General features: G+C 45.9%; 10 protein-coding genes and 1 other RNA gene. 3 read left to right on the forward strand and 8 right to left on the reverse strand.

Annotation, left to right across the window (positions count from 1 at the left end):
- Positions 1–69: 69 nt before the first annotated feature.
- The 7 genes from G395_RS0120065 to fabG all read right to left on the reverse strand — a co-directional run bounded on the left by G395_RS0120065 (position 70) and on the right by fabG (position 8,453).
- Positions 70–1,590, reverse strand: a complete 1,521-nt coding sequence (locus tag G395_RS0120065) for an OmpA family protein (protein ID WP_035361810.1) — start codon at positions 1,588–1,590, stop codon at positions 70–72.
- A gap of 55 nt (positions 1,591–1,645) precedes the next feature.
- Positions 1,646–2,053: RNase P RNA component class A (gene rnpB / locus G395_RS31210), an RNA gene on the reverse strand.
- Positions 2,054–2,161: 108 nt separating this feature from the next.
- Positions 2,162–3,502 (reverse strand): DUF4403 family protein, encoded by a 1,341-nt coding sequence (locus tag G395_RS0120070; RefSeq protein WP_026631711.1) that lies wholly within the window; start codon positions 3,500–3,502, stop codon positions 2,162–2,164.
- Positions 3,503–3,596: 94 nt separating this feature from the next.
- Positions 3,597–4,580: a Smr/MutS family protein gene (locus G395_RS0120075; RefSeq protein WP_026631712.1), complete on the reverse strand. Its 984-nt coding sequence runs from the start codon at positions 4,578–4,580 to the stop codon at positions 3,597–3,599.
- A 58-nt stretch (positions 4,581–4,638) separates the two neighbouring features.
- Positions 4,639–5,619 (reverse strand): DUF2279 domain-containing protein, encoded by a 981-nt coding sequence (locus G395_RS29845; protein ID WP_051350270.1) that lies wholly within the window; start codon positions 5,617–5,619, stop codon positions 4,639–4,641.
- On the reverse strand, positions 5,606–7,681 hold the full coding sequence (locus tag G395_RS0120085; protein ID WP_026631713.1) for a hypothetical protein: 2,076 nt from the start codon (positions 7,679–7,681) through the stop codon (positions 5,606–5,608). Before G395_RS0120085 ends, G395_RS29845 begins: the two co-directional genes overlap by 14 nt.
- Before the next feature lie 25 nt (positions 7,682–7,706).
- Positions 7,707–8,453 carry a 3-oxoacyl-[acyl-carrier-protein] reductase gene (gene fabG, locus G395_RS0120090; RefSeq protein WP_026631714.1) on the reverse strand — a complete coding sequence of 249 codons (747 nt, stop codon included), beginning with the start codon at positions 8,451–8,453 and terminating at the stop codon, positions 7,707–7,709.
- Positions 8,454–8,599: 146 nt separating this feature from the next.
- Here fabG and G395_RS0120095 point away from each other — a divergent pair, with 146 nt between their 5' ends.
- The 3 genes from G395_RS0120095 to G395_RS0120105 all read left to right on the forward strand — a co-directional run bounded on the left by G395_RS0120095 (position 8,600) and on the right by G395_RS0120105 (position 12,112).
- Positions 8,600–9,313 carry an SDR family oxidoreductase gene (locus G395_RS0120095; protein WP_026631715.1) on the forward strand — a complete coding sequence of 238 codons (714 nt, stop codon included), beginning with the start codon at positions 8,600–8,602 and terminating at the stop codon, positions 9,311–9,313.
- Positions 9,314–9,505: 192 nt separating this feature from the next.
- A complete protein-coding gene (locus tag G395_RS0120100; RefSeq protein WP_026631716.1) occupies positions 9,506–10,540 on the forward strand; it encodes an isoaspartyl peptidase/L-asparaginase family protein in 1,035 nt (344 codons plus the stop codon).
- Positions 10,541–10,648: 108 nt separating this feature from the next.
- Positions 10,649–12,112 (forward strand): alpha-L-fucosidase, encoded by a 1,464-nt coding sequence (locus G395_RS0120105; RefSeq protein ID WP_026631717.1) that lies wholly within the window; start codon positions 10,649–10,651, stop codon positions 12,110–12,112.
- A 152-nt stretch (positions 12,113–12,264) separates the two neighbouring features.
- Here the strand turns inward: G395_RS0120105 and G395_RS0120110 are convergent.
- A partial coding sequence (locus G395_RS0120110; RefSeq protein WP_026631718.1) for a transposase occupies positions 12,265–12,449 on the reverse strand: 185 nt, incomplete at its 5' end.

Consider the following 12,449-nt stretch of genomic DNA (forward strand, 5'->3'; position numbering starts at 1 on the left):
TCACGAACAGCTTGCACAAAAAAAGGAAGGTAATCGCTTACCTTCCTTTTTAATATGTTTAACCAAATCCTAAGGGCGGAAACCAGCAGGATATGTTGAGCGGATCGTGTTATTAGGCAAGATCTTGATTTCAACGCGACGGTTAGACTGCAAGCCTTCAACCGTTGTGTTTTCAGCGATTGGGCGATACTCACCATAATGTTCTACAATGATGCGGCTAGGATCAGTAATTCCGGCACGGATCAGGAAGCGTTTTGCAGCATCAACACGACGACGTGAAAGTGATACGTTATAAGCATCAGAAGCACGAGCATCTGTGTGACCAACCAGAACGATGCGGCAGTTTGTACGCATGTTCAGAAGCTCAACTACTTTGCTCAAAGTCTCTTTTGAAGGATTGCGGATGATCGCTTTGTCAGTATCAAACTCGATGTTGCTGAACAATGCTTCGCACTCGTCTTTCGGCAAGTTGTTTTTGATAGCGTCTCTGATGATTTTGTCCAGATCCATTGCAACTCCACCACCTGAAACGATGCTTCCAATTGGTGTGTTAGGCTCTTTGTCGAACAGATCAGCTACACCGTCACCATCAGAATCTGTGTAAAGACGTGGATCAACTGGCTTAGGCATGTTTGCTTTTGCGATTGAATCTGCATCTTCCATTGTAGGATTGTAAGGAACAGGGATCAAAGACTGTGGATTTGCCCAACGCAAGTGGTAACGGCCGCTTCCTGCATCATATTTACCTTTTTTAGCCATTACCGCATTCTTACCAAGTTTGTAAGTCAGTGCGATGGAAGCCATTCCCCATCCGTCATTTTTAGAATCGTCTTTTGCAAACGTCCAGATTCCAGCTTGAGTCTTATAATCGCTCAAACCACCTACAGTTGCATCAAGCTTTTCTGTATTTACGTAATTGTAAGTAAAGTCTAGGCCTAGGTCAAATCTTGGGGTTAGTTCGTAATGTACAGCTAATCCAGCAGGCACAACCCATTCTCTTGTATATGTAGAACCATTACGTTCCCATTTACCGGCTGTCTTCGAACTAGCATCTGTGTTTGTTGAAACTTCGTAAGTGTTTCCAAAGAATTCACTTCTTGGATTTGTGTTGGTGGCGGTCAAATCAGTGTGGTAGTAGATGATACCAGCTCCCAAATGCGCGTCTACTTTCCATCTTCTCAGCTTTTTATAGCCAAAAAGAAGTCTGTTCACATTAAGCGTTCCGTCGATTGTTACCTGAACGAATGAAGGACTGTTGAACACAACATCATAAGTATCACCGGTAATACGGCTCATGTGACCTTGTTTTGAGCCTTGCAGCTGGCCGTTGTAACCAACAATCTGAACCCCAAAAAGCGGAGATAATTGCTTATTAATAGATAGGCCCCAGCCTCCTGTCAATTTCTCATTATTACTCCTTTTGAAATCGTACTCTTTGATGTCACCGAAGAACTTGGTAATCCCCCCGTAACCTGTAATGGACCAGGTGTTCATTTTATTGGGTCCTTCGTACGTCCGATTTTGGGCAAACGTATTCAAACTCAGCAGGGAAAAACAAATAAAAGCAACGTAAAGATTCTTTCTCTTCATGGGAAACACCAGTTATGTGATTCAAATATTCACTAATTAATTAACTCAATATAAGAAAAAAAATAAGCCTGTAAGCCGGATTCTGTTACTCTAAGCTGGCGAACCAGCATCAAGCTCCTACCATTTATCCAGGATTCCGGTCGCCCGGAACCTCTAACGATCTACCCGTGTCAACGTCCCGAAAGACGGGGACGAGCAGCCCCGCGGATTGACACCTATTTGACCTTTCAGCCCGTAAGGTTTACCGTGCCCCTTCGGTCACCCAAAGAGCGGTGGTCTCTTACTCCACCATTTCACCCTTACCTTGTCACATAAAAAACATGCCAGGGCGGTATAATTTCTGTGGCACTTGCTGTCAGCATTCCGTCTCCGGCGTGCTGCCTTCCTGTTAGGAAGTACGGTGCTCTCTGCTGCCCGGACTTTCCTCTCCGGCCGAAACCGCAGCGGTAGGTCAGCTTATTCCTTTCCTCTGACCACAAAGCTAAGAAATACTTTCTTTCGATCAGCAGTCAATATACTATTAAAAGTAAAAAATTATGATAATGACGCGGATTTTTGCCGAATTTTTGTGTCAAATTCCCTTTAATCCATTGACCTTCAAATTAACATTTCCGTTCGCAAACACAACAGCGTAAAGGTGTTCCGGTGTTAAATAAACCTTGTCAGGTGTAATATCCGTTAAGCTGCCTTTCAAAATGACACCCTCGGTTACTTTTAAACTGGACAGCGCCTTTTGAATCGTTTTTTTCGCATCGCTGATCTGCCCGCCCACCGGAAACACCATCTTTTTCTCCATCATCCTGCTAAACTGGCCTTGTAACAGCCAACCCGCCGTCTTAACAATTGAGTTTTTTGTATCCAAATCATAATCAAGACCTTTCAATGACAATTGCTGGCTTACAGGATCATAATGCGGCACGCCTTTCAGGTAAATATCACCGTTGATACTGCCTTTCAGTGCCGCCTTGATCACCAGCTTTTCATTCTGACCATACATATCAATCGAAGTGACTTCTACATTATACTGTCCGGCCAGGAAAGAAAATTTTTCACCCGCAAACTTCGCCGTTGCCAGTCTCGCAGCTTCCTTATAAGACACGACACTGATCAACCCGACTTTAAAATCTTCTGAAACCTTATTGACTATCTGCAAATTCGGCAACTTCAAAACCGCAGGAATAGCAGGCTTGATAGCTGACGTAATCGTTTGCGTGTAACCTTTAATACCGATAACCGAGCGAAGAATACCATTTCTAGCCAACAAAGGTGTCATCACAACGCCCGTCGGCACGATAGCAAGCCACGTATCAAATTCCTTCGACAGCAAAACAGGCTGCCTGGCAATGTTCCAGGCGAGTTCTGCATTCTTTTTGAGCTCAATGTTGCTGGCAACCTGTTCGTCAATTGCCTGTGTAATTTTTTCAAAATTTTTATTCAAAAGCCTGCTCGCCATGCTCTTGATCGGAATGTTGATGCCGGCAACTTTCACATTCGGGTCGCTTATCCAATCGTAGCTATCCACATATGTTTCCGATTTGATTGCCCAGTTGGGTGAAATCCCTAATTTCGAGATCAGTCGAATGCGTATGGAAAATTCTGTATCCTTATAACCCGACATAGTGATGCCCAGGGGGCTAATTTTATAACCGGCGCTTACCCATATTTTGAGAGGGACTTCAAACAAAAATGAAGAATCGATCGCGACAACCTTAATAGGACTTATTTTCCAGACCTTAGCTTTCAGATTGTCATTATCCTCATCCTCATAGCTGTTATCTTCATAAATGAGTCCTTTGATCTTCGCATTGATCTGATTTTCAATCTCGGCAATCGGAATTTCCACCGGAACATTCAGCACCGAGAGGTGCTTTTCATTCTGGATTTCATTAACGGAGTACTTATATTCTTCCATGGGCGCTTTCGAGGAGGTGCTTTTAGAACGGCATTGCCAAATGCTCAGCGCAAATGCCATGACCAACAATACATTCAGGCAATTAGTGAGCCACTTATTTAATTTTGACGAGGGTTGCACCGTATCCGAATTTTTCTTTTTGAGCGTCTTTAAAATAATTAACATGCTGATTTTTGCCGAGTCTCCTGTGTAATTCGGTCCTTAACACACCGCTTCCGGCACCATGAATGAATGTGATTTCTTCCATTCCGTTTGCAATCGCCGATTCCAGATTGCTTTCGAAAGCGGCCAGCTGTGTTTTAAGGATAGAGTCATTCGAAAGAGAGCCTACATGCTTGGTCAGCTTTTCAATGTGCAGATCTACAACCTGCTCCGGCTTTACCAGCACGGGCGTTTCCACCTTGCCGCCTCCCATCAGGCTCGTTTTCAATTCGTTGGAAAGATTTTCAGGACTTGCCTGTATTTCAGTTTTTAAAGTTTCTTCATCAATCTGATATACAAATGCATCCTTTACTAAAACAGGAGCTTTACCTTTATTTTTGAAAAATGACTGCGCTCTGCATTTAATCCGCTTTGTTAAAGCTTGCGGCAAAGCATGGTTACCTTCCCTGTAATAGAGTATTTTAAACTCAAACACGGGCCAGATTTCGAAGTCCTTCATAATCAGCTCCGACAATTTTTGCGCGGTCCGTGGCTGCAACACACCACCTGCCAATCCTGTACTAACCTGCTCATTAACAGCAACAGCCGTAAAAGGCAACACCCAATCGGAGTTATTGATCAGGTGCATCGTCATCGCCCTGTCATTCACGGCAACGAAAGCCAGGAAGATTCCTTTTTCCGCAAACGGCGCATTCCTGGGCACGATTACATCACTCTGCGATTTGATCTTTTTGGAATCTGGTTCTTTGACAAGTCGCTGGCTTTCAACGGGCGAAATCGTCACGATCTCGTTACGCAGCACGGGAATCCGGAAGCCGTCCTCAATTTCTATTTCCACAATGTTTCCGGGCAGAAAAGCGTAAATCACACCTTCTTCCCGTCCATGCACAAGCCTTACTTTATCTCCAATATTCATATTTAATCTGATTGAACTTAATGACGGCCCGTCGGGCCATATACTTCAGCAACAATTGCTAAAAGTAAAACGGTTTAAAATCAACGCCTTTTTTGCTGAATTGCAATGCGGGCGCTGGGATTTTAATCGAATTAGCAAAAAAACCGATCGTCCGCACAAACTTACTTTTTGTTTTAATTTTTGTGAGATCAATGTCGAGGGACAAATAATACTGCCGGTACGGACGATATCCCCGTTCAATACTCTTCTCTTTTTCAGCCGAAACCATATCATGGATTCCATAACCAATTGAAAGACAAAGCCAGGCAGGCCAGCCGCTATTTTTGAAGAACGTTCCGGGGCTTCCCGAAAACCAGTAAGTCTGGCCATTATAATCTTTCAGCCAGCTTTCAGACCGGGTGCTGCCCAGCAATTCCGGACGAACTCGCGCCAGGGAAGTATAATGAAAAGAAAATTTCGGTTGAATGCGCACTTCATCCCAAAGCGCGATTTGACCTAAATAAATGACTGATCCTGCAATGTTGCCAACCATGTCGCCTGGTGAGAAGCCGTAGTCAGGCGAAAATCCGTCTAAGATTTCAATCGGCGTCTGAAAAATAATGCCGGAAATAGCACCATAGACCAACATTTGGCGCTTGGAAATCCCCGTTTTTTTATACAACTCCGCAGTGTGCCGCGCAATCTGATACGATGTGTAAACGTGCCCCATTTTGTCCATTTGGAGCCACTCGCCGGTGTCATCCTTAAATGTGAACTTGGTCAATGGGTTTTTATACCAGGATTTGCTCAGGCCGTAAATCGTTCCAAGATAAAGTGCTGATTGCGCTGCAAAAATGCCGCGCAGCATCCGGTAATTTGGCCTTGCATCCGCCGAAACTGAATCTGTCGCCGTGATTTTTAATGTATCAATCTGTGAAGAATCGGTTTGCCAGTTACTTTTTTGTAAGGAGTCCGTTTGGGCAGATACTGAATGATAGAGGCAAATAGCCAGGATTAGCAGCAAGGAAAATGGTAAAAAACGCCTGTTAATATCCGCCATGGTATTTTCTTAGGCCCCATTCTGCGCCGAGAAGCAGGACCAGTAGGAAGAACAACCACTTCATATAAATGATCTCGACCATTTCTTCACTGCTGTCGAGCCGGTCAGAAGGGCGGTTTTCTTTGAGTTTTGAAATAAAATCACTGAAAGTTGCGGGCGTGGTGAATGTTCCGCCCGAGCGGCTGGCAAGTTCGCGCAACATTCCGAAATCAGCCGTCGTATTGTTTAATTCAAGATCCGCGTTGCTAATCACAAACTGCCCGGCCACTTTCTCCTGCCCCGAACGCAGCGATGTTGAAGCCGAAAATCGGTAAACACCGTCGGACAAGCCGCTTACATTGAAACGCGGATTTTCCTTGGAATGTGTGTAAGTAAACTGCCTGGTCACGCCTTTTTCATTTGTTATATCCAGCTTCACTTCCTGCCCGTAAATCTGCTCGTAGATATCATTGTAAATTTCGGTTTGAAAAGTAACCTGCTCACCAGCTTCAAATTCGGTGCGAACAGGGTAAACGCGAAATTTCCGCTTATCTTCTCTTACCGAAAGCACCTGGATCAGTTTCTGAAACAGATTATCCACGACTTCCTGCTTATTAGTCTGCGCAAACTCTTCCTGCCGCCATTGCCATATCCCCTCTCCTGCCAGCACAGCTGTTTTTTGCCCGCCATTTGTATTCAGAACCAACAGCGGCTTGCTCGTGTTCAATGTTCCTACCTTTTGAAATAAAATGGTTTCAGTCCCGGAGGAAATATTGTAATCGCCAAAAGGAACAGATAATGGCGGAAGGCGCTCCAATAATTTGAGCTGCTCAGGATCAAAATTCAGTTGCTGAAAAGCCGGATTAAAGCGTGCCGTAACCTTATCGATCTGAGTATTAGTCGTAGCAATGATCAAAGAACGGTTCAACGAATTGGCGAGCGGCACTGCGGACTGGTTGCCCAGAATAAAGAAAAGCGGCGTTTTGGATTCTATGAAATTACGGACCTGCGCATTACCAAGCCCGAGCACATTAGGAATCTGATGTAAAATGATCAAATCATAAGGCCTGGCTGTTGTAACGGGTGTATTTGAAATAGACAAAATCTTCACGTCCAGCTCGTAATTATCGTTGGCCTCTACCAGGCTCCGGATGCTTTTAATATCCGGATGCGGCGCCAAAGCCATCAGCAGAATTTTCTGCCTGCCGTCGATAATGTCTATATAAATGTCTTTTTTATTGTTTCTCGGTGAAGTTTCACCGGCTATTCCGCCCAATTCCAATGTGTAATGCTGCACACCTCTCTGGGTTGACGACGCCTTGAAATCAAATGCTTTGAAGAATGATGGACGGTCCACCATAACCTGCTGGCTAGCGACCGTGCGTCCGTTCTGCTTCAATGTGATCGTCGTGGATTTTCCGGCCAGGCCATTCGCAGCGATTTCGGCACGGATAGGGAATTCATTTCCAAGATAGGCGATCCGGTTGCTGACCACATCTTTGATCCGAATATCCAGATCAGGAACAGTGTCGCCCACTGCCAATGTGTTCACTTTAAAGGGATAACGATTGTAAGCAGGAGAAATTCCCTGATTAACAACCCCATCGGAAAGCAAGATAACATCCGTCAGGTTCCTTCCTTCGAAGTTGGTTTTTACTGTTTGCAGCATTTCAGACAAGTCTGTCTTCCTGGCGTCAAAACGGATCGAATCCGGAAGCGGTGAACGCGAATCTTTTCCCAATGTTTGCACACTCACCTCAAAACCAGACGATTCCAGGTCAGCGACAGCGCCCGAAATCTGCTTCATCAATGCGGCCCCAGGTCCTTTGACAGACTCAGAATTGTCGATCGCAAAAACGATTTTGGCTTTATCAACAGAAGTTTCCGTTTTGCGGACCAGAGGCCCTAACAGCAGAAAACAGATCATTCCAACGGCCAGTCCCCTTAATGCTGCGAGCACATAATTCCATTTTTTACCCCAGGGCGCCGTCGGTTGGTAAAGCAGGAATGCATAAGCAGCGCCTGCCGCCAGACAGAAGACAATAAACCAGTAAGGGGTTTGGAAAATAAGTTCGGACCGCATGTGTTAAATGTAACGAAAAAACATGCTATGTCAACATACCGCCGTCCACTTGTAAAACCTGACCGGTAATGTATCGCGAGAGGTCAGAAGCAAGAAAAACGCAGGCGTCGGCAACCTCTTCGGGCTGTCCTCCTCTTTTCATCGGAATCGACTGCTTCCATTCTTCCACTGCTTTGGAATCCACAGCATCCGTCATTTCCGTTTCAATAAATCCGGGAGCAACAGCATTCGAGCGAATGTTGCGTGAGCCCAGTTCCAGTGCGATGGATTTGGTAAAACCAATGATCCCGGCCTTGGAAGCAGCATAATTAGACTGCCCCGCATTTCCACTGATCCCCACCACCGAAGTAATGTTGATGATTGAGCCCGTTCTGGCACGCATCATGCTTTTGGTTGCAGCCTTTGTAAGATTAAAAACCGATTTCAGGTTAATCGTAATCACAGAATCCCATTGTTCCTCACTCATGCGCATTAGCAATCCGTCACGCGTAACGCCCGCATTGTTGATCAGCACATCCAGTTTTCCAAAGTCAGCAAGGACATCGGTAACCAGCTGGTCCGCTGCCTGGAAATCCGACGCGTCCGAACGGTAACCCTTCGCCCTTACACCGAACTGCTCCAGTTCTTTGGCCAGCGCCTCACCTTTTTCAACACTTGATAAGTAGGTAAATGCAACATCAGCCCCTTCCTGAGCCAGGCGTAAAGCAATGGAACGACCAATACCACGTGATGCTCCGGTTACCAACGCGACTTTATTTTCTACTAATTTCATAAATGGGAATAATTCTGTCAAAATGATTTTGGTCGACAAAAATAGGGTTTTAACAGGCACTGCCAAAAAAGAAACTACAGAAACCTTCTGACTTGTGACGCTGTTAACCCACTACATTTAATTTTTGTTTATTTAAATTGAAAGTAATGGCAGAATCAATCAAGACAGCGCTGATAACGGGGGGCTCAAAAGGAATAGGTTACGGCATTGCAGAAGTGCTCATTAAAGAAGGCATCCGGGTGGCGATCACCAGCCGTTCAAAGGAAAGCGCTGATAAAGCGGCCGCTTCATTGAACAAGATAAATGACGGATTCGCAATCGGCATCGAGTCGGATGTCAGAAGTTTGGAATCCCAGCAAAAAGCGGTGGAAACCGTTATATCAAAATGGGGACAGCTTAATTATCTGATAGCCAATGCCGGCGTAGGACACTTCGCTCCTTTAAAAGACCTTACTGCCGATCAATGGCAGGAAACCATCGACATTAACCTTACCGGCGTATTTTTCAGTGCAAAAGCATCATTAGCAGCGCTGACAGAAACAAAAGGTTACTTTATCAACATTGCCAGCCTGGCCGGCACCAACTTCTTCGCAGGCGGAAGCGCATACAATGCAAGCAAGTTCGGACTGGTAGGCTTCTCGCAAGCCATGATGATGGACGTGAGAGATGCTGGTGTAAAAGTCACGACGATCATGCCAGGCTCTGTTGCGACAGAATTCGGTGACCATAAACCCTCTGAAAAGGATGCCTGGAAAATCCAGCCTGAAGATATCGGACAAATCGTCTCCGATCTGATCAAAATGCCAGCCAGAACATTGCCTAGCAAAGTGGAAGTAAGACCATCTATGCCACCTAAGTAGCAATCTGATTATGAAGAACAACGCCCGCCCGGAAGCACACAGCTTTTCGGGCGTTTTTTATATAAAGTAGGTCTGAATTCACATTCAGCAAATTACATATCAGCATTCGCCAGTTTTGCAAAATAATGTTACTTTCATTGCCGGATGAAGCACAGGAATGTATATTTGAAAAAATTTTAAAAATACATCCCGATGACCCCTTCTCGCCGTTCATTCCTTCGTCTGTCTGCACTTGCCCTGCCGCTTGCGAGTGTTCAGAAACTATTTGCAAAAAGTGCAGTTAAAAAACCGATCGTGATTTCTACATGGGACAGCGGACAGATCTCCAATGCCGCCGCATGGCCTGTGCTGGAAAAAGGCGGGAGAGCATTGGATGCTGTGGAACAAGCTGCCATTGCGATGGAGAATGAGATCAATTGTTGTGTAGGACTCGGCGGTAATCCGGACCGGGACGGGTTTGTAACGCTGGATGCCAGCATTATGGATGAAAAAGCAAATTGCGGCTCGGTAGCATTCCTGGAAAGGATCAAACATCCGATTTCAGTAGCGCGGAAGCTCATGGAAACCACGCCGCACGTATTCCTGGCGGGCGTAGGCGCTCAGCAATTTGCAGTAGCGAATGGTTTTAAGCTGGAATCAGCAGCGCTTTCTCCCGATGCCGAGAAAACCTATAAAGAGTGGTTGAAAAAAGCCGAATATAAGCCCGTTATCAACATTGAACACCAGCAGTCGAAAGGCCAGAAAGGCCACGGCCCGTTTGCCCCTCCCCGGCTCGAAGATGGCTCTTTTAACCATGATACAATGGGCACATTGGCACTGGATAACAACGGCGACCTGTCGGGCATGTGCACAACCAGCGGAATGGGTTTCAAGATGCGCGGAAGGGTTGGCGATTCCCCTATTATCGGCGCCGGACTTTTTGTAGACAATGAAATAGGCGCTGCTACATCGTCAGGTCAGGGCGAAGAGGTGATCCGCGTATGTGGAACGCACCTCGTTGTAGAGTTCATGCGCTCCGGCCTTTCACCAGAAGAAGCCTGCAAGAAAGCCATCGAACGCATCGTAACACCTAATCCTGAGCGTGCAAAAACTTTCCAGGTTGGCTTTCTGGCCATCAATAAGCAAGGTGAAGTAGGCGCTTATTCCGTACAAAAAGGTTTCAATTATACAGTTACGGAAAAAGGTGGAAAAGGAGTGGTTATCAATGCGAAAAGCTATTTCTCGTGAGCTTAACGACATGAACATACGCAACAAAAATTAGTGATCTGTTCCAAAAAAACCGATCTTCACTTTTAGAATTCACCGGACGTTTTCTATTTAATTTTAATACAAAAAATGATAAAACCCTTAGCCACACTTTTTCTGTTAACGGCATTAAATTCGTTTGCGCAAACTCCTCCGAAACCTTACGGCGCATTACCAGCCCCAAGGCAGGTTGCATGGCATGAAACCGAAGTTTATGGCCTCATCCACTTCACGCCCACAACATTTGAAAACAAGGAATGGGGCTTCGGCGACGCGGATCCGAAAGCATTCAACCCATCTGATTTTAACGCAGAGCAAATCATACTTGCTGCAAAAGCAGGAGGACTGAGAGGAATAGTGCTGGTGGCCAAGCACCACGACGGCTTTGCATTATGGCCCACCAAAACCACTGAATACAACATTACAAAAAGCCCTTTCCGTGGCGGCAAAGGTGATCTTGTAAAAGAGGTGGCTGATGCGGCAAGAAAACACGGTCTTAAATTCGGCGTTTACTGTTCTCCGTGGGACCGTAACAATGCAAAATATGGCACGCCTGAATACATTGCCATTTACAGGGAACAGCTTCGTGAACTTTACACCAATTATGGTGAACTGTTTATGTCATGGCACGATGGCGCTAATGGCGGCGACGGTTACTATGGCGGTGCACGCGAGAAACGGGCGATCGATAACACAACTTACTATCAGTGGGATTCCACCTGGACGAACCTGACCCGTAAACTACAACCAACCGCGAGCATATTCAGCGATATCGGCTGGGACGTTCGCTGGGCCGGAAATGAGGACGGCAGTGTAAACGAAACTTCCTGGGCAACGCTTACCCCGAAGCCTTCGGAAGGCCAGAATGTTGCAGTTCCGGGACAGGCAAATGCCACCGAAAACCCCGGCGGAACGAGAAATGGTAAATTCTGGATCCCGGCTGAATGTGATGTGCCGTTGCGCAAAGGATGGTTTTATCACCCGACAGAAAAGCCCAAAACACCCGAAAAGCTATTTGATCTCTATCTAAAAAGTGTGGGTCGCGGCGCGGCGCTGGATCTTGGTCTCGCGCCTGATACGCGCGGACAATTGCACGAGGATGATGTTGCAGCATTAAAATCTTTTGGTAACCATGTGAAAGAGACATTCGCAACGAACCTGATAGCAAGAGCGGGCTCCAAAGCTGTGAATGTGCGGGGATACAACTCTATTTACAGCGCCAAAAACATTCTGGACGGAAAACCGGATACATACTGGGCAACCGACGATGATTTTAAAACTCCGGAGGTTGTCATTGACCTGAGCCAACCCATCACGTTCGATATCATTACGTTACAGGAATTTATCAAGCTAGGACAGCGCATTGAAGAATTTGCGGTGGATAGCTGGGATGGCAATGCATGGAAAGAGATTCATAAAGGGACCAGCATCGGCGCGAAGCGCATTGTTAAATTGACAACACCCGTAACCACTCAAAAAGTAAAATTGAGAATCACCAAATCGCCGGTAAGCGTGGCCATCAGCGAGTTTGGCGTTTACAAGGATTCGGAGTAATTAAGGTAGCATTTTTAAAAAAGGAGGGTGTCTCATTTCAAAATGGGGCACCCTCTTTCGTTTCTGGTTTTTGTAACTGAGAATTAAGATTCAAAATCCGCCGTTAAAAGCTAGCTTACTGGATTTGCCAGGTAGGCGCGTAAACAGCCCTCCTAGGCCGCCCTTTTCCTGATATTCTGGGCTAGTGCGATCAATCCCCACTCTATTTCGACCTTTTGTTTGCCGCGGAGCATAAACTTGCGGAAGCCGTGGTTATGTTTAATGTTGCCAAAGACGGGTTCTACGTCATAGCACCGCTTCTTTCGTTTGACAATGCCTTCCTCACTTTTTAGCAGCT

Origin of the sequence: Dyadobacter alkalitolerans DSM 23607, assembly GCF_000428845.1 — a bacterium.
Lineage (GTDB): Bacteria > Bacteroidota > Bacteroidia > Cytophagales > Spirosomataceae > Dyadobacter > Dyadobacter alkalitolerans.